We start from the raw sequence: 19,140 nt of genomic DNA, 5'->3' as shown, positions 1-19,140 counted from the left end.
ATTTGTGATTGAGCGATGATTGCGATTAAACCCACCAAACTGAAAGATTTTTCAAGTTTGATGCAATTGGATGTGCAAGAAGAGCAAAAAGGATTTTTTACACCGTTTGAAATGGCTTATCAAAAACGTAGTAAGTCAGAGGCGTTCTTTACGATTTATTCTGATGATCTATTAGTAGGCTACCTTGTTATCGATAAAGGTTTCTCCCAACATGCGCCGTTTGCTAAACGATACGAACTGGAGCTTAAGTACTTGATGATTGATCAACGTTTCCAATGTCAAGGGGTTGGGAGTGAGGCATTGCATAAACTGTTCCTTTATGCGTATACCATTAACCCTAAAAGCACCTCTCTTTGCGCCACTGTCCCACAAAGTCAGCAATACGCTATCAGTTTTCTTGATGCGTGCGGATTCATTAATACAGAGGAAACAACATTGGGTGATAATGAAAAAGAATGGATTCTACGACACCCATTAAGCTAGCTGGTGAAGCATAATCAAAATTGGGCCATTCAGATACAACAAAGGCAAGCTTCTCGCTTGCCTTTGTTTAATGCTCAACAGAAAGTGACTTATTCGCCTTTGTAAATACAACCCGCTGTGCACGTTTCTTTGATTTCTACTTTACTTAGCAGTGGTAAGCTTGGCTTGAGCTGCTGCCAAATCCATTTTGCTAACACTTCGCTAGTCGGGTTCTCTAACCCTTCAATGTCGTTTAGGTAGTAATGGTCTAAGCGATTGTAAATTGGTTTAAATGCAGCTTTGATCTCTGCAAAATCCACTACCCAACCTGTATGTGGATCAACTTCACCTTCTACATAAAGACGAACAAGGAAAGAGTGTCCGTGCAAACGACCACACTTGTGACCTTCTGGTACGTGTGGCAAATGGTGTGCTGCTTCGAACATAAACTCTTTGTATAATTCTGTTTTCATCTTGATTCTCAGGCTTTAAAAAGACAGGCAATACTAAGGAATTCGCTGCCAAGAGACAAGCGTTACCCCATACAAGCGTAGCAAAAACTTCCGCTGGTTCCCGGCCTCTTTGCTATCACTCACACCAAAGCGCCGTATTTCTGTCACGCGCCAAACATTTGATTACACAGCACTCACATCACAATTACATATCCCCAACATGTGTGGGGTCACAATCATTCATTTCGTTGTTCGCAGTGCGCATTTGTGCACATTAATATTGTGCAGTTTGTTCCAATTACACTTATAAATTTATGCGCTCAACTATCACTTTTAAGCTCTTACTGGCGTTAATTGCTGTCTTCAGCTGCGTTCTAGCTGCCTCTACGGCTTACCAATACCATCAACAAAAAACCTTAATCAATGATGTTCTTAGTGAACAACTCCATGATAAGGCTAGTAATTATTTCGATAGCCTAAATATGATGATGCTTACGGGCACCATGTCGCAAAAAGAAACCTTACGTCAAAAGGCCCTGGCCCAAGAAGGCATTGAAGCAGTTCGCGTGTTGCGAGCTGATACTGTGACCAAACTTTACGGACCTGGGCAACAAAACCAACAGCCTGTCGATGATATTGATCAACGAGCGTTGAATGGTGAACTGGTGATTGAACCAATCTCAGCCGATTGGGGCAAAGGGTTAGTAGTCGCGCTACCAATGAAATCGAGCGAAAATTACCGTGGCACCAACTGCGTTTCTTGCCACGTTGCACCAGCAGGAGAAGTGTTGGGCGCGATTCGCTTGGAATACAACATGAATCATGTCAATTCAATGATCAGTAAACAGGCAATGTTTGCGATGGGAATAATGGCCGTAATCGCATTTGTGGGCTTCATCATAACGATGAGTTTGATTCAAAAAATCATTGTACGACCAATTCAAAGAACGTCGAAATTCATGTCGAATGTGAGCCATAGCAAAGATCTATCTCAACGACTTATGCATCACCAACAGGATGAAGTGGGCCAACTTTCTACTGCAATCAATTCATTCATGGATACGGTCTCCGAAAGCTTAGAACGTGTGCAAGACACCTCTCACTCACTTGCCGACTCCGCGAGTAAACTAACTGCTGTCGCGCAGTCCACAGATAAAGCGGCCAATAACCAACAGCTAGAGACCAACGAAGTACAAAGTAATATCACCGATATGTTGCAGCAACAAACTGCGGTTGAGGACTCGACTAACAACGCTACTGTTTTGGTCAATCACACCGTTGATGTCGCCACTCATAGTGCAAGTCAAGCACACAACGTCAGTGAAGACATCAAACAACTAGTAAGTAACATTGATACCGTACGGGAAAAAATCAGCTCTCTAAACCAAAGAACCGAAGAAGTGTCGTCCATTCTTGTGGTTATTAAGGGTATTGCAGAACAAACCAACCTGCTCGCGTTGAATGCTGCTATTGAAGCCGCCCGTGCCGGAGAGCAAGGACGCGGTTTTGCGGTCGTCGCGGAAGAAGTGCGTAACCTGGCTTCTAGGACGGCTGAAGCCACTGGTAATATTGAACATATCATTTCTCAATTCCAGCAAGGAAGTGAAGAGTCATTAACTTCTGTTGATACCGTCTGCCAGTTTGCTCATCAACGCTCTGTCGATGTCGAGGCACTATCAGCCACAATGCATAACGTTGTTGACGAAATGCGCCAAGTGCTCAGACATGCAGAAGATATCCAAAACCAGACGCAAACCACATCTGATGTAAGTCAGCATATTCAATCTAAAATAGATGTGATCACACTGCATGCTAACGACACATCGCAATCAGCATCGCACACGCGTGATATTAGTGTTGATTTAGAGCATCTATCCGAACGTTTAGAGCAATTACTAAACCAATTCACACTTTCAGAGCACAAAAGAGTGAATAAATAGAGAGATTCTCCCCATCAAAACGAATATAAAGGTTGATGCGAGCGAATTGACAGGTAATATGTCTCGTTGAATCTGTAAAATGCTACCCAACTCAGCGCTTAGCTTGTTTTTTGAACAAAAATGTTATTAGACAAGTACTTTAAGTAAGCGTTGAGTTGAATTTTTACCTCAATGGAGAATATTGAAAACATGACTTACGCGCCTGTATCAGACGTATTGAAAGGTCAGCTAGCAGTAGACAGCGAAGTGACTGTTCGTGGCTGGATCCGTTCACGTCGTGATTCCAAAGCTGGAATCTCTTTCCTTGCCATATATGACGGCTCTTGTTTCGACCCGATTCAGGCCGTGGTCCCAAATAATCTTAATAATTACGAAGACGAAGTATTAAAGCTAACGACTGGCTGCTCTGTTGAAGTAACTGGTAAGATTGTTGAATCTCCTGCAAAGGGTCAAGACTTCGAACTTGCTGCCACTGACGTTAAAGTGGTTGGTTGGGTTGAAGATGCTGAAACTTACCCAATGGCAAAAACTCGTCACTCAATCGAGTACCTACGTGAAGTTGCGCACCTACGTCCGCGCACAAACGTAATCGGTGCAGTAGCACGTGTACGTAACTGCCTATCTCAAGCAATCCACCGCTTCTACCACGAGCAAGGTTACTTCTGGGTATCTGCGCCGTTGATCACGGCTTCAGATGCTGAAGGCGCTGGTGAAATGTTCCGCGTATCTACGCTAGACATGGAAAACCTTCCTCGCACTGACGCTGGTAAAGTGGACTACAACGAAGACTTCTTCGGTAAAGAGACGTTCCTAACCGTATCTGGTCAGCTAAACGCAGAAGCTTACGCTTGTGCGCTAAGCAAAGTTTACACTTTCGGCCCTACTTTCCGAGCTGAAAACTCAAACACAAGCCGCCACCTAGCAGAATTCTGGATGGTTGAGCCTGAAGTTGCGTTCGCAGAACTGGATGATGTAGCGAAACTGGCTGAAGACATGCTCAAGTACGTGTTTAAAGCAGTGCTTGCAGAGTGTCGCGATGACCTTGAGTTCTTCGCTCAACGCATCGACAAAGAAGCAATCACTCGTCTAGAGCAGTTCGTTTCTTCTGACTTCGCGCAGGTTGACTACACTGACGCAATCCAGATTCTTCTTGATTCAGGCCGTGAGTTCGAATTCCCAGTTGAATGGGGTATCGATATGTCTTCTGAGCACGAGCGTTTCCTTGCTGAAGAACACTTCAAAGCACCTGTAATCGTTAAGAACTACCCGAAAGACATCAAAGCATTCTACATGCGTGCTAACGATGACGGTAAAACAGTTGCAGCAATGGACGTTCTAGCACCGGGCATCGGCGAAATCATCGGTGGTTCTCAGCGTGAAGAGCGCCTAGACATTCTAGATGCACGTATGCGTGAAGTGGGTATCGATCCTGAACATATGAGCTGGTATCGCGACCTACGTAAATACGGTACAGTGCCACACGCAGGCTTCGGTCTAGGCTTCGAGCGCCTAGTATCTTACGTAACTGGTATGGGCAACGTTCGTGACGTGATCCCATTCCCACGTACTCCTCGCTCTGCGAACTTCTAATCACTTTTTAGTGATATCGAATTAAAAAGACCTCCCATGTGGAGGTCTTTTATTTTGTACGAATGATTTTCTAGCAACCGATGTATGCACTCTAGTTGTTATTTTCGTCGTCATCCTCATCTGCTCGCGCTGCGTATTTTACTCCAACCACACACAAGCCAAACATCACAAATGGGATAACGGCAGCAGTGTATTCCGTCCAAACCATATGAGAAAAAGATTTCGCCAATATCAAGTGTGCAAACACCAACAAAAATGCGCTAAAAATAGCAACACCCATCAACCTAAGTTCATGCTTTACCAACTGCTTTTTCATTCCGGCTCCTAACCTAAATGGTTGTCTGCCCATGATTGAAACACAGCTTCGGTATCGTCCACTGATACAGTTTGAGCAAAAAACAGGTAAACAGTTGGCTAATGAAGTAATTCTCCGACCGTCTTCACGGCTTGTTCTAATTCATCATTTACAGGTAACGATGTATTAAGCCTCAGGTAGTTCTCATAATTTGGAGCGACAGAAAACAACTGACCAAATGCTACAGTGATGTTCGCTTCCAATAACTTTTGATAAATCGCTTTTCCGCACTTTGTTTTCGGCAGTTCTATCCAAAGAAAATAGCCGCCTTCCGGTTGCGTGTAACGAATCGATTGGGGAAAGTACTTATCAACCAGTTCAATAAACGCCAATTGCCGCTGCTCAAGATTCTTTCGCAGTTTTCTAAGATGGCTATCATAACTATCGTTTTGCAAGTAATGCGCGATACCCTGCTGGATTGGTGCACTGCCTGACAACGTCGAGATAAGTTGCAGCTTTTGAAGTTGCGCATTGAAGCGTTTGTTTACCACCCAGCCCAGCCTATAGCCAGGGCAAAGGCTTTTTGAAAATGATCCACAATGCAATACGCGCTCTTGTGTATCAAAAGCTTTAAGTGAGCTTGGCTTTTTTTCAGAAAAATAAAGCTCTGAATACACATCATCTTCGATCAAGTACACATCGTATTTGTCAGCCAGTTCGACGATACGCTGCTTCTGCCCGTCACTTAATAAGGTTCCTGTTGGATTGTGAAAGTTAGTCATTAACCAACATGCGCGAACATCATTGTCGGTAAAAGTCGCTTCAATTTGATCCACTGAATGTCCAGTTAACGGATCCACCGTTATTTCTATCGCCTTTAGACCTAAACGTTCAATCGCTTGAAGTGCGCCATAAAACGTCGGTGATTCAACTACAACAGTATCTCCAGGCTGGGTCACGGCCTGAAGGCTCAAATTCAACGCTTCTAATGCGCCAGAAGTAACGACAATATCATCATGGGTAAACACCATACCTTGTTGGATGTACCGTTGAGCAATCAAACGGCGTAGAGACTCACAGCCCGGCGGCAAGTTATCCAATAACGTCTCTGCCCCCATCTTCCTGCCTGAGCTGGCTAGGTTGCGGTTTAGCGCTTCTAATGGGAACAATGCTGGGTCTGGAAACGCGGAGCCAAACTTCACCGCATTCGATGAGGCCTGATTTTTGAGGTAGTCGTAAAGTTCATCGTTGATGCTAGAGCGATAAACGGAAGTGGCTGGAGAACTCGGTTCGAAGCGGTCCAACTCCGCAGTAACAAAGTATCCAGACTGAGGTTTCGCTGCGACCCAACCTTGTGCTTCGAGCAGCTGATAAGCTTGTAATACCGTACCTGCGCTGACAGAATGGTTTCGGCTTGTTACACGCACTGATGGCAGCTTTTCCCCTGCTCTCCAAGTATTTTGCTGAATCTGCGTTTTGAACAGCTCAGCCAGTTGACGGTATCGGTTCATGTTTCCCTCATTTCACTTACAGCCGCACCATAGCATACTTCGCGCCAGCATTCTGATATGGGAGTATTCAATTTAGCAACGTAATTTATCAATCTTATAATAGATATTTCAGCCACGAAGTGAGCGTTTATATCCCATACTTTGACCGTTACACACATATTGCCTCACATCTTTGCAATACCTAAAAACCAAGGTTTTACGTTGGACTGAGTGCGTTAAACTCACTTCGAACTACTGTCTTTAAATCAGGAGGAAGCGATGAAAGTTTTTACAATGGACGATCTCTCGTATCGCGGAAAACATAAAGGTGTACATAGTTGGGACCATCCTGGCAGTACCACCCCTTATTATTGGCATCCTGATTGGCTGCATATCGCTGAAGATACTTTGGGTGAACACAAAAAGGCTGACCTTGAAGTCCCTGATGGAGAAACAGCGACAGAAGAGCATGCAAAAGCGGCGATTCTCAAACACTTGAATGACGAGTAGTTTAGGCTCTATCACCGTTCAAGAATAGCATTAGGTAGGCGAATCCATCGTTGTATGCTTTAAACACAAATAAAGCTAAAACCTGCCAAATAGTAAATTCTTCTGAATGAGAAGTACGCATCTTCTATAGCGTTCAAAGGGCAAAATAAGTCGATTGTTATCACATTAATTTTCATTACATCTGTTACATTTAAATAGTAATGGTGATGCACACCTCAACTCATGGATTATGAGAGAAAACAATAATGGCGAAATACAACGAAGAAGATATTAAATACAAAGGTGAATCCAACGGCGTACATTCTTGGAGCTCTCCTTCCGGCCAACCTTATTACTGGCACCCAGATTGGCTACACGTTGCGGAAGATGCGACGGGTACGCATCCGAAGCAAAAACTTGAAGTTGAAAAGACAGAAGTACCAACCGAAAAGCACGCATTAAAAGCGATCTTAAAGCATATGAACGACTGGGCGACTGAAAAACTTTCTTCTAACCCTGACATCGAAACCAATGCGGTTGAGTCGGAAATCAATCTGAAGAAATAACCCCAACCGATATCCATACTCTAACAGTAAACGCTCCACCTTTGGTGGGGCGTTTTTGTCTCAACAAATCCTCACTAGACAATTATAAACGTGTTAACGCAAAGCACTGAATTGAAACGATTGGGATGTGTGCAAAACTTCTCCAACCATGGCATAAATGCCCTTCAAACTCTGTGCCTACCAAACGTTTTCATGGCAAAAACTTTAGTTATGTTAGAATTCTGTTTCAAATCGCAACTTTTTTAGGTTTTCTTTTCAGTAACGGTTGTAACCAATATTGCTGAAAGGTATAAATGTTAGCACACCCCTTCGATTAACATGGATGAAGATTATGTTTGAAAAAGTAGTTGCCGCTCCGGCTGACCCTATTCTTGGCCTTACTGAAGAGTTTAAAAAAGATGCTCGCGCAGACAAAATTAACCTTGGCGTAGGTATTTACAAAAACGAGCAAGGCGAAACTCCCGTTCTTGCGACAGTAAAGAAAGCTGAAGCAGCACTTGTTGAAACTGAAAAAACCAAATCTTACCTAACCATCGAAGGCACAGCAGAGTACGGCATTGCAGTGCAAAAACTGCTTTTCGGCTCTGATGCAGAAATTGTAAACGAAAAACGCGCTAAAACAGCTCAAGCTCCGGGTGGTACTGGTGCACTACGTGTTGCCGGCGAGTTTATTAAACGTCAACTAGGCGATGTAAAGATCTGGATCAGCAACCCAACATGGGCGAACCACAACGGCGTATTTACTGCTGCTGGTATCGAAACGGCACAATACAGCTACTACAATGCTGAAACAAAAGACAAAGACTTCGATGCGATGCTAAATGATCTGCAATCTGCATCTGAAGGCGACATCGTGCTTCTACACGGCTGCTGTCACAACCCTACAGGGATCGATCCTACGGCTGAAGAATGGGAAACATTGGCGAAACTTGTCGCAGAGAAGAAATTGCTTCCTCTGTTCGACTTCGCCTACCAAGGCTTTGCTAAAGGTGTGGAAGAAGATGCTGCAGGTCTTCGTACTTTTGCTAAATACAACAAAGAAATCCTAGTCGCGAGCTCTTTCTCGAAAAACTTTGGCCTATACAATGAACGCGTAGGTGCCTTCACGTTAGTAGCTGAGTCAGAAGAAGTCGCAACAACCGCTTTTTCTCAAGTTAAAGCCATTATTCGCTCTATCTACTCTAACCCACCTGCACACGGCAGCGCTGTCGTGACTCACATTCTTGGCAACGCCGAAATGCGTGCGGAATGGGAAGCTGAAGTAGCAGAAATGCGTGACCGCATTCAAGAAATGCGTGAACTATTTGTAGCGACACTAAAAGCAGAGGGTGTGGACGCAGACTTTAGTTTCATCGAACGTCAAAATGGTATGTTCTCTTTCTCTGGTCTTTCTAAAGAGCAAGTTAACCGCCTCAAAGAAGAGTTCGGTATTTACATTGTCGGTTCTGGCCGAATCAGTGTTGCTGGTATGACGAAGTCAAATATGGGCCCTCTGTGTAAAGGCATTGCAGCGGTTTTATAATCGACTGTCGCATACTTTATTAAAAGGAAAGGTCAGCATAAGCTGACCTTTTTTGTTTTAACTTAACGCCAAAAGCGAACCCGTCCGATCTAGTAGACAAACTTCAAACTCAGCCCTACTTCATTGACGTAATCTGAGCTTTCACCGCTGTAATCAGTATCTCTAAACTGATAAAAAAGACCAGTGCCGATGACTTTATGCCATTGGTAGTTAAAACCGATCTTAAAATTGTTCTCATCAACGATATCACTACGGTTCAACTCCACTTCAGCTGTCGCAATAAGCTTTTCACTGAGCAAGTAATTCACCCCAACAGTTACAGCTTGAATCAATTCGCTATCGGAAGACAACGTATTATCCGTTTTGTCGTCCGTCGCTTTCGCTTTGATTGCGCCTATTCCATATATCCCGTAGATATCGAATTGCTCTGTAACTCCATAACGGTAACCACCACCAAACAAAAGGCGGTCAATGCGAAGAGTAAAATCATCCGGATGGAAAAACTGCGCTGAGTAATCAACATTAAACAACCAGTTCTCAGTAAACAAATAGTTACCACCGAGTCCAACTGTGGTCGCATTAGAGTTATCTAACCATTCTTCGTTTGTCGTTCCGGCACCAACATCCAAATGAATGTGTTCGTACCCAAATTTTTCTGCTTGGTCCATGACCGCTGCGCTTGATATCGCCGGCAAAGCAGCTAAAGAAACAAGCAATAAATTTCTCACCATTCGACTTCCTTTCATGAGAATTATCTAAACACTGTATTCCATCGCCTGAGCTACTTGGCTCAAGAAGAATAGCTTAATCTAAAGACGTGATAACGATCTGAAACAGCCAAAGATCTAATCAGTCATCACGAAGAAAACATATCGACGACGTCTTTTTCAATTGAGGTGACCATATAGTAGTAAAAATGAAGCTCCCTTATCGTGCGATATGTCAGAATCTTATGACTGAGCACGAAAATCGCGGTTCAGATAAGACTCTGTTTTAAAACTAAGTTAAGATTACTTTATTATTTGCGAACTAAAAGGCGCCTTCGATGGATGCAGAACTTCTCGAGATTTACAACTTTCTCGCCAAGTATCCCCCGTTCAATGAACTCCCTGAAGAAACACTAAACAAGGTGACAGAGAGTGTCGAAATCTCGTACTACCGAGAAGATACCCCCATCATCCATTTTGGAGACTATATCCAAGATTTATACGTGGTGCGAAGCGGTGTTGTTGAAGTTTATCGACGCAAAGGTGAGCTGTATAACCGCCTTGACGAGGGTGACCTATTTGGCCAGATGGGCATGCTCACCAATAACAAAGTCCGCTTTCCGGTAAAAGCCATTGAGGATACCCTGCTCTACTGTATTCCTGGTGACATTTTCCAAGAAATTTACGATAACTTTGATTCCTTTGCGGATTTTGTTGAAGTTGAAAATAGCGCTCGTTTACGCCAAGCCATTTCAGAAAACAAAGACGCCAATGACCTGACGACGTCGAAAGTGAAAACCTTGCTAACTGGCGATGCTCATACGATTGATCGTGGTCAGACAATCCAGCAAGCCGCGCAGCAAATGGCGAATGACAACGTATCGGCTTTACTTATCGTCGACCCAGATTTCGTTCGTGACGAAGACGATCCACAGTCCCCAGTACTTGGTATCATTACTGACCGCGACTTGTGTACCCGTGTGTTAGCTGAAGGTTTGTCCCCACAGGACGATGTGTCCAGTGTGATGACCACGGAGGTCATGTCACTTGACCACAACGCTTACATCTATGAAGCAATGTTAACGATGCTGCGTTACAACGTACATCACCTACCAGTGGTAAAAAACCAATTACCAATCGGTATTATCGAAACAACCGACATTGTTCGTTATGAATCTCAGAATTCGTTGTTGTTGGTGAGTAGTATTTTCCAACAACAGACTATCGAAGATTTAGCCGTTGTTGCCGAAGAAGTGAAAAGCAGCTTCGTGCGTTTGGTCAATGAAGATGCCAACTCTCACATGGTGGGTAGCGCGATGTCGGTCATTGGCCGAAGCTTCAAACAGCGTCTGCTAGAAATGGCAGAAGAAGAGCTTGGCCCACCGCCAATTCCTTATTGTTTCCTTGCACTTGGCTCAATGGGGCGAGATGAGCAACTGTTGGTAACTGACCAAGATAACGCCATCATTCTAGATGAGACCTATCAAGAAGAGAAACATAGTAAATACTTCGAAGCCCTAGCAAAATACGTCAGCGATGGTTTAGATGCCTGTGGCTACAAATATTGCACAGGCGATATTATGGCAACCAACCCACTATGGCGCATGACTCGTTCAGAGTGGGAAGAGTGTTTTGCTGACTGGATTGATAACCCGAACCCGAAAGCACTACTCAACGCCTCCATCTTTTTCGACTTGGATGGCGTCTATGGCCGCTTAAAATGGGCAGAACAGTTAACTAGCTTTATTGTTCGTCGCGCTCGAAAGAACAACCGCTTCTTAGCGTGTTTGGCTCGTAACGCACTAAACAGAACACCACCTCTAGGCTTTTTTAAAGACTTCGTGATGGAAAAAGATGGCAGACACAACAACTCCATCAACCTCAAACGTCGCGGTACTGCTCCTCTGGTCGACTTAATTCGCGTTCACTCTCTGGCGGTTGGTTCACGTGCACAGAACTCGTTTGAGCGTCTTGACGACATTATTGATGCTGGCATTTTGCCAAAAGGTCGAGCACAAGACTTAAAAGACGCGTTAGAGTTTATTTCCATGGTGCGTATTCGTCACCAAGCGACGGATGTGGAACTAGGCATTGATCCTGATAACAATATCGAACCGGAAAACCTCTCTGAGTTTGAACGTCGCAACCTAAAGGATGCATTCCAGATCCTAAGCAATGGTCAAAATTTCCTTAAGTTCCGCTACCAAGCGAACAAGAGCTTTAAGTGAGGTTTAGCATGATTAAAAAGCTCTTTCAGAAGCCAACCATTCAGTGGCCAACGAAGTTTGAACAAAAGCTGGAGATGGCGAAGGATGAGAATTTAATTGCGTTTTATAGCAACAAGCCGCCTGCTCCAGAAACACCGTTATCTGAGGTGGAGTTCGTGGCGTTAGATTTCGAAACGACGGGTTTGAATCCTGAAAAACATGACATCATTACTATTGGTTTAGTGCCGTTTAACCTGAAGCGAATTTTCCTACGTAACTCGCGTCATTGGAAGGTACGTCCACAGCGTGCACTCGATGAAGATTCAGTCATTATACACGGTATTACTCACAGCGAATTGATCGATGCACCTGACTTAGGCGATATCTTAAGCGAGCTGCTACCATGCTTAAGCGGGAAAATCATTGTTGTTCATTACCGTCGTATCGAGAGAGAGTTTCTGGATAAAGCGCTCAAAAGCCGTTTAGGGGAAGGTATTGAGTTTCCTGTTTTAGATACGCTGCACCTTGAAGAAACCATTCAACAGAAACGTTCCGGCTCTCTCTGGGAGCGTTTAAAAGGGAAAAAGCCAGAATCGGTTAGGCTAGCGCAATCTCGACGCCGTTATGGGCTGCCAGACTATACGCCTCACCATGCATTAACCGATGCAATTGCTACCGCAGAGCTACTGCAAGCGCAAATCGCCCATCATTACAGTGAAGAGCAACCCATCAGTGAGTTCTGGCTGTAATATACTTCACACTTAATAGCGATCAAAAAAGGAGCCAGATGGCTCCTTTTTTACTTAGGTTGAGACAAGATTACAGCTTAAAGCGTTGAATCTCTTGTTCAAGTTCGTGTGATAGCTCAGACAGGTGAGCAGCTTGTTCTGCTGCTTGATGAGCTTCGACTGACAGCTCGTTAGACACATCACGAATACCTTCAGTGTTACGAGTGATCTCAGTGGTTACCGATGCTTGCTCTTCTGCTGCTGAAGCAATCTGCGTTGCCATATCACTGATACGCTCAACAGCAGTGTGGATTTGCGTCAAGCTCGCTGCAGCCGCATTGGCATCATCAACACTGGTATCAGCTAGACGACGACTGTCACCCATAATACCGACCGCCTTGGCTGTTGTGCCTTGTAGCATCTCGATAGTTTCTTGAATCTCTTGCGTTGAAGCATGAGTACGTTGGCTCAATACGCGGACTTCATCTGCAACCACAGCAAAACCACGGCCTTGCTCACCTGCACGTGCCGCTTCGATCGCCGCGTTCAGTGCAAGTAGGTTCGTTTGCTCTGCAATGCCTTGAATCGTTGATAGAATCGTATTGATGCTATTTCCGTGTGCTTCTAGCTCTTGAATCACATCAGTAGCAACTTGAACTTCTTGCGCTAAGTTCTGAATAGAGCCTTGCGTTTGAGTTACTTGGCTTGAACCATGTGAACAAGCTTGAACCGCTTCTTCTGAATTACTTGCCGTGCTATCAGCATTACCTGCAATTTCTTGTGTCGCTGCTGCCATTTCGTTCACAGCCGTCGCCACCATGTTGATTTCATCTTGCTGGTAAGAGATACGCTGACTACGCTCCTCAGCTTGCTGTGCTGTCGTGCGAGCTTGCTCTGAAAGCGCAGAAGATACGTGGCTAAGCTTAGTAACCATTGTGTGCATGTTGCCAACAAAACGGTTGAAGTTTTCCGCCAGTTTACCTACTTCATCATCACTGCGTGGTTCTAGGCGTTGCGTTAAGTCACCTTCGCCAGATGCAATTTCTTCCAGTGCATTTGATACGCGGTTCAAGTCACGGAACAAGAAACCAACTAGCCAAGAAACTGCAAGAATAACCACAATCGTGATCGCCACAGCAGTAAACAATAGATCTCGTAGCAATACCGCATGACCTGCTTCTTCTGTTGCGCGATCCATTTCAATCGCAAACATCCAATGCGTACCAGGAACTTTATTGAAGTAGTAAAGCTTCTCTTTTCCTTTGATTATCGTATCTTCGATACGACCTTCATCGGCGGCGCGCTCAATTGCCTCTTCTGAAAAATCTTTTAGAACACTGGTGATAGGCTTAAGCGTCAAGCTTTTATCTGGATGTGCTAAGAAGGTGCCTTCATTCATGTCGATTAGCATCGCATGCGCGTTTTCACCTGCATCTAAGTTAATGACATCGCTGATAAGCTGATCGATCAGTACGTCCGCACCAACAACACCAACAAACTGACCATTTTTCATTACTGGCTCAGCAATGGTCACAAGTAGTGCATTAGTGATTGCGTCTTGATATGCGGCTGTGATGATTTGCTTACCCGCTGCATCAGCATCCTTGTACCAAGGACGTGTGCGAGGGTCATAATCAGCACGGTTACGCTCCGGATGAGAGCGGTACATATCACCGTTTGGTGTACCAAGGAAGATGTCATCGAAGCCACCAGCCTTGCGAGCTTGTTGTAGGAAAGGAACAACGTCTTGCTCGGTCGAGTAGTCGTTGAACGCAGTGGCAATATCTTTACGGATATTGACCCAATCAGAAATTCCCTCTGACGCAGTAGTACTAAGACTTTGCGCACGTGAATAGACACCTGAACGAGTCTGATCAAATAATTGACCAGCCGACAACCAAGTAAGTGCTGTTGCCATCACAACAACAGCAGAAAGGCTTGCGCCTATAAGCTTTTGTTTTAATGATAATTTCATATTTATAGTTTTTTGAGTTGGGAGAACAGTTAAGGTGCATGAATATTACACACTTTTTTACGACTATTCACTAATTTTTAAAAAACAAAATAGCACATTAACTCTTTGTAAAATATGAACTTTCATGTGTCATTTTTTTGTCTCGAGCGTCATAAAAACCGCACAAAAAAGCCAGCAAATTGCTGGCCTTTTGATTAATTGTTAGTCAGACGGTTTTATAAAATGCCGAATTACTGACGCTCAGTTCGCATACCCATCAATAAGCTCACACACATTGCAAGCAGAATGAAGGTAAATGGCAGTGCTGTAGAAATGGCACCGGCCTGAAGAGCTTGAACCGCCTCGGAGCCACCAATCCATAGCAGAGCAACCGCAATTGCACCTTCCATGAATGCCCAGAAGACACGTTGAAGTACAGGTGCATCGACTTTACCACCTGCCGTGATACTGTCGATAACAAGTGAACCAGAGTCAGAAGATGTAATGAAGAACACAAGTACCAGCACAACAGCGATGATAGAAAGCATGCTACCAAATGGAAGAACATCAAACATTTGGAACATAGCGAGAGATACGTCAGTCAAGCCATTTGTGCCCAGCTCACCTACTTTATCAACAACTTGCTCGATCGCCAGGCCACCAAATACTGACATCCAAATAACAGTAACAGCGGTTGGAACAAGTAGAACGGCTGTAATGAATTCACGAACGGTACGACCGCGAGAAACACGCGCAATGAACATACCTACGAATGGTGACCATGAAATCCACCAAGCCCAGTAGAATACAGTCCAGCCTTGGAACCATGCCTCATCTGTACGACCAAACGGGTTACTTAGTGGAATAATATTCTCTACGTATGCCATAAGTGTGGTTGGAATCGAGCCTAAACTCGCCGCCCAACCGATAAGACCAACAAGGAGAAGTAGCAAGAACGCCACAACCATGTTGATGTTACTAATGACTTTAACGCCACCATCAATACCACGTACCACTGAAACAACAGCAAGCAAAGTTACAACGGTAATGACGACGATTTGTAGGCCAAGGCCTGGCTCAACACCAAATACGTGATGAATACCACTTGCTGCTTGCTGCGCACCTAGACCTAGGGATGTAGCAAGACCAAATAAAGTCGCAAGCACAGCCAGAATGTCCACAATGTGGCCAGCCCAACCCCATGCACGATCACCCAGAAGTGGGTAGAAGATCGAACGCATAGATAGCGGTAAACCTTTGTTGTAGGCAAAGAATGCTAAAGAAAGTGCTACAACACCGTAAATTGCCCATGGGTGAAGGCCCCAGTGGAACATCGTTGCACCCAGTGCCAATCTCGCGGCTTCTGGTGTATTTGCCTCAACACCAAGTGGCGTTTCATACCAACCGGTGAAGTAAGCGACAGGTTCTGCAACACTCCAGAACATTAAACCGATACCCATACCAGCTGCAAATAGCATTGCAAGCCATGACATAAACGAGTAATCGGCAACAGCGTCTTTACCACCTAGTCGAATCTTACCCATTGGTGAGACGATAAGCGCCAAACAGAAAATAACGAAAATGTTACCTGCAATAATGAACAACCAATCGAATGAACCAATAATTTTCCACTTCAGCCCATCAAGTGCCGTCTTTGCGGTATGTGCATCTAGAACTAATGCAGCGACAAGAAACAGCGCAATTAAACCTGCACTAATACCAAAAACTGGGTTATGAACATCAAAACCCCATTTTTGAACGTTGTCCTGACCTACCGTATAGTCGGTACTATCGATACTGTACTTATCTATACCCTTTGTCATCGTTCCTCTCTATTTTTGTAGTGTTTTTACGTACCAAACAAAAAAATCTTTCGAACACGATACGTTTTGCATTCCGTGAAGGCGCAAGATCCTATCATTTGACACGTTTTTGTCTATCTTTTTGCTATTAAAAAATCCAATAACTTACTTTTCACTGTGTGGTTACGGCCTTTGATAGAACAAATCACTACTACAATAGTTAGACCACAAACATTTATTGCTATAATAATTTTAGCTCTTCTTATTTTGTCGAAAAGGCGCGACAAAATGGTATTGAGGACACGGCGTAAAATTGTAGGGGTAATTTTTGATTTCCCCCCTTTAAATAAGGGCGCATTTAAGTTAGTGTCGCCTCGATAAATGTTCCCTACAGACTGGATGAATAAATTGGAAAAGTACGAAGAAGTATTGGTCTCGATTCGTCAGATCATCCGCGCTATTGATTTACATTCTAAAAAGCTGAGCAAAGAGTCTGGATTGACTGCTCCACAGTTGATTTTGATGCGCGCTATCAATGACTTAGATAACGTGACGATTAAACAGTTGTCTAGCCACACTAACATGAGCCAAGCGACCGCAACGACCATTCTAGATAGACTAGAACGAGGCCAGTTTGTTGAGCGTCAGCGCAGTGTTCAAGACAAGCGTAAAGTGCATGCTGTACTTACGAGCAAGGGCCAAGAAGCCTTAAAACAAGCACCAACGCCGCTGCAAGAGCACTTCATTAATCGATTCCAAAAATTGGAAGAATGGGAGCAATCCCTTCTACTATCTTCCGTTCAACGCATCTCGACGATGATGAATGCAGAGGACATCGATGTTGCTCCAATGCTAGAGCTTGGTAGCATTACCAAAGCCGATTAGTTTCGCTCCCACGTGCTCGCTTTTTGCGGGCACTACTCTCCTACTCAGTCAAGCCAGTTTCAAACGCATATTTTGCTAACTCTGCCGTCGAATGTAAGTCCAACTTGTGCTTAATGTTATGGCGATGCGTCTCTACCGTTCGATAACTAATATTGAGTAAAGTGGCGATTTTTTTGCTGCTGTTTCCTTGAGCAACTAATTTAAGTACCGCTTCTTCCCTGCGGCTGAGAGGATTCGTTTTTTGCGTGGCAGGCACCACTTCTTGGGTAAAGAGTGTTTGTGTGACGGATTCACAGAAATACGTCGAGCCTTGGTTCACCGTTTTTATTGCTTGCACCATTTTCTCGGCCGAGATTTCCTTGAGCATATATCCTACGGCACCAGCTTGCATGACCTTCATGATGTACTCGCGATTATCGTGCATGGTCAACATAAGTATTTTGCTCTCTGGGCGCGCTTCTTTAATTACACCAGTCGCTTCAATACCGTTCATTATAGGCATGCTGATATCCATCAATATGACATCCGGTTGCAAGTGCTTTGCGACCTCTATCGCTTCCAAACCATTACTTGCTGTACCCACCACTTCGATGTCAGGCTCTAACTCCAAACGAGCCATGAAGCCATCCAACACCACTTGATGATCATCGACAATCACTACACTAATCGGTTTATCCATAAACTATTTCATCCAAATTAAGCAGCACGGTAATCTCTGTTCCCAAGCCAAGCTCACTCATTAGCTCAAATTCACCACCGATGAACTCTACACGCTCTTGCATATTCCTTAACCCAATCCCTTGTTGGTGCACTGCTTGGTTAACCACAAACCCAACGCCATCATCACGTATGAGTAATTGCAGCATATTGCCCATTTTTTGCAAAGTAACCGTTACTTTTTTCGCTCGCGCATGTTTTTCAATGTTATTCAAAGACTCCTGAGCGACGCGATATAGCGTCGTTGCGACTTCCGAAGTCAGTTTGTGCTGCTGAGTATCGAAATTGCTCTCGATATCAATCCCGGAATGGGAATGAAAATCCTGTAGCAAGGTCGTCAGTGCTGCTTCTAAACCGATATCATCGAGGGCGCTTGGACGGAGCTGATGAGAAATATGCCGCACCTCATTTATCGCGGTGACGAGCGATCGTTGTGATTTATCTAAGTGGGATTTGAGTTTTTCGTCTTCCAGTCTATGACTCATTAAGTCTAAATGACATTTACTGGAGACTAACAACTGATTGATTCCATCATGCAGTTCTCGCGCTAAATGCTTTTTCTCATCTTCTTGGAACATCACGGTTTTATGTGCCAATTCTTTCAGGTTCTTATCAGCGAGGCGATGCTCGTGCAGATTGATCGCCAAAGTGAGAACAATGATTACAGCAACGGTCACCGCTAAGATCACGACGACTGAGAAAAATGTCGTTTCGATATTTTTGTTCACTGCCGCGCGCATATTGGCGACTTCTCGGCTGACATCCTCAATATACAGCCCAGTCCCTATCATCCATTCCCACTTATCGAGCCATGCAGCGTAACTAAGCTTAGGGACGACTTCACCCGTAGATGGCTTTTGCCACAGGTACTGATGAAATCCGCCACCGGATTGCGCTTGATACAATAAAGCTTCGATTAAGCGATCGCCATTTTCGTCTTCAAGATAGAGTAAGTTTTCCCCGACAAGCTCTGGAAGAACTGGGTGTACAAGGTTGGTACCATATTTATCATAAGCAAAAAAATAGCCGTCAGACCCATAACTCAAACGATTTAAAATCGCTTTCACACGCGTTTTGGCAACACTCTCTTCTAATGTCGGATCGTTGTAGATGTAAGAAATGGAGTCAAAAGCGACGTCGACCGTATCTTTCAGCGCCGCTTCTTTTGATTGGATCAGGTTTTGATGAAAGATCTCTACCTCCCTTTTGCCAAGGGTCTTGGTTTGATAGATAGAGATCCAGCTGATACTCGCTGACACCAATACCACGGGTATCAGTGTCAGCAGAATTAACTTTGCTTTGAGAGGCATCCCTTCCCTCCATGAAACGCTGCC

Annotated in this window: 17 protein-coding genes; 9 read left to right on the top strand and 8 right to left on the bottom strand. The window is 44.3% G+C overall.

Annotation, left to right across the window (positions count from 1 at the left end; genetic code table 11):
* Nucleotides 1-15: 15 nt before the first annotated feature.
* Nucleotides 16-483: a GNAT family N-acetyltransferase gene (locus R8N49_RS14350; protein WP_318190009.1), complete on the top strand. Its 468-nt coding sequence runs from the start codon at nt 16-18 to the stop codon at nt 481-483.
* An 89-nt stretch (nt 484-572) separates the two neighbouring features.
* Here R8N49_RS14350 and queD read toward each other — a convergent pair whose 3' ends face one another.
* A complete protein-coding gene (gene queD, locus R8N49_RS14345) occupies nt 573-935 on the bottom strand; it encodes a 6-carboxytetrahydropterin synthase QueD (protein ID WP_005376896.1) in 363 nt (120 codons plus the stop codon).
* A 293-nt stretch (nt 936-1,228) separates the two neighbouring features.
* Between queD and R8N49_RS14340 the strand changes: the two genes are divergently transcribed.
* Entirely contained in the window at nt 1,229-2,854 is a 1,626-nt protein-coding gene (locus R8N49_RS14340; protein ID WP_025767294.1) for a methyl-accepting chemotaxis protein, read from the top strand.
* Nucleotides 2,855-3,043: 189 nt separating this feature from the next.
* The gene (asnS, locus tag R8N49_RS14335) at nt 3,044-4,444 is read left to right on the top strand and encodes an asparagine--tRNA ligase (protein ID WP_017636101.1); all 1,401 of its coding nucleotides are present in this window, start codon (nt 3,044-3,046) and stop codon (nt 4,442-4,444) included.
* A gap of 91 nt (nt 4,445-4,535) precedes the next feature.
* Here asnS and R8N49_RS14330 read toward each other — a convergent pair whose 3' ends face one another.
* Nucleotides 4,536-4,760, bottom strand: a complete 225-nt coding sequence (locus tag R8N49_RS14330) for a hypothetical protein (protein ID WP_017636102.1) — start codon at nt 4,758-4,760, stop codon at nt 4,536-4,538.
* A gap of 98 nt (nt 4,761-4,858) precedes the next feature.
* A complete protein-coding gene (locus R8N49_RS14325) occupies nt 4,859-6,250 on the bottom strand; it encodes a PLP-dependent aminotransferase family protein (RefSeq protein ID WP_054574732.1) in 1,392 nt (463 codons plus the stop codon).
* Between the two features lie 258 nt (nt 6,251-6,508).
* Here R8N49_RS14325 and R8N49_RS14320 point away from each other — a divergent pair, with 258 nt between their 5' ends.
* From R8N49_RS14320 to R8N49_RS14310, 3 genes are all read left to right on the top strand, one after another.
* Nucleotides 6,509-6,739, top strand: coding sequence for a hypothetical protein (locus R8N49_RS14320; RefSeq protein WP_186584870.1), 231 nt, complete (start codon nt 6,509-6,511; stop codon nt 6,737-6,739).
* Between the two features lie 245 nt (nt 6,740-6,984).
* On the top strand, nt 6,985-7,284 hold the full coding sequence (locus R8N49_RS14315; RefSeq protein WP_005376885.1) for a hypothetical protein: 300 nt from the start codon (nt 6,985-6,987) through the stop codon (nt 7,282-7,284).
* 331 nt (nt 7,285-7,615) lie between these two features.
* Nucleotides 7,616-8,806 carry an amino acid aminotransferase gene (locus R8N49_RS14310; RefSeq protein WP_017636105.1) on the top strand — a complete coding sequence of 397 codons (1,191 nt, stop codon included), beginning with the start codon at nt 7,616-7,618 and terminating at the stop codon, nt 8,804-8,806.
* A gap of 89 nt (nt 8,807-8,895) precedes the next feature.
* Here R8N49_RS14310 and R8N49_RS14305 read toward each other — a convergent pair whose 3' ends face one another.
* Nucleotides 8,896-9,537: an outer membrane beta-barrel protein gene (locus R8N49_RS14305; protein WP_025767291.1), complete on the bottom strand. Its 642-nt coding sequence runs from the start codon at nt 9,535-9,537 to the stop codon at nt 8,896-8,898.
* A gap of 314 nt (nt 9,538-9,851) precedes the next feature.
* Here R8N49_RS14305 and R8N49_RS14300 point away from each other — a divergent pair, with 314 nt between their 5' ends.
* Both R8N49_RS14300 and R8N49_RS14295 read left to right on the top strand, forming a co-directional pair.
* Nucleotides 9,852-11,741: a DUF294 nucleotidyltransferase-like domain-containing protein gene (locus R8N49_RS14300; RefSeq protein WP_104979487.1), complete on the top strand. Its 1,890-nt coding sequence runs from the start codon at nt 9,852-9,854 to the stop codon at nt 11,739-11,741.
* Between the two features lie 8 nt (nt 11,742-11,749).
* The gene (locus R8N49_RS14295) at nt 11,750-12,469 is read left to right on the top strand and encodes a 3'-5' exonuclease (RefSeq protein ID WP_005376881.1); all 720 of its coding nucleotides are present in this window, start codon (nt 11,750-11,752) and stop codon (nt 12,467-12,469) included.
* Between the two features lie 70 nt (nt 12,470-12,539).
* On the opposite strand, the gene R8N49_RS14290 is transcribed toward R8N49_RS14295, so the two are convergent.
* Nucleotides 12,540-14,423, bottom strand: coding sequence for a methyl-accepting chemotaxis protein (locus R8N49_RS14290; protein WP_138940459.1), 1,884 nt, complete (start codon nt 14,421-14,423; stop codon nt 12,540-12,542).
* A gap of 230 nt (nt 14,424-14,653) precedes the next feature.
* Nucleotides 14,654-16,225: a BCCT family transporter gene (locus tag R8N49_RS14285; RefSeq protein WP_047103228.1), complete on the bottom strand. Its 1,572-nt coding sequence runs from the start codon at nt 16,223-16,225 to the stop codon at nt 14,654-14,656.
* 387 nt (nt 16,226-16,612) lie between these two features.
* Here R8N49_RS14285 and R8N49_RS14280 point away from each other — a divergent pair, with 387 nt between their 5' ends.
* Nucleotides 16,613-17,089 (top strand): MarR family winged helix-turn-helix transcriptional regulator, encoded by a 477-nt coding sequence (locus R8N49_RS14280; RefSeq protein ID WP_005376877.1) that lies wholly within the window; start codon nt 16,613-16,615, stop codon nt 17,087-17,089.
* Nucleotides 17,090-17,129: 40 nt separating this feature from the next.
* On the opposite strand, the gene R8N49_RS14275 is transcribed toward R8N49_RS14280, so the two are convergent.
* Both R8N49_RS14275 and R8N49_RS14270 read right to left on the bottom strand, forming a co-directional pair.
* Nucleotides 17,130-17,768 (bottom strand): response regulator, encoded by a 639-nt coding sequence (locus R8N49_RS14275; RefSeq protein ID WP_005376875.1) that lies wholly within the window; start codon nt 17,766-17,768, stop codon nt 17,130-17,132.
* Entirely contained in the window at nt 17,761-19,116 is a 1,356-nt protein-coding gene (locus R8N49_RS14270; protein ID WP_005386831.1) for a cache domain-containing protein, read from the bottom strand. Before R8N49_RS14270 ends, R8N49_RS14275 begins: the two co-directional genes overlap by 8 nt.
* Between the last annotated feature and the right edge of the window lie 24 nt (nt 19,117-19,140).

The organism is Vibrio sp. 1978 (assembly GCF_033344345.1).
This window is presented reverse-complemented; position numbering and strand designations above follow the sequence as displayed.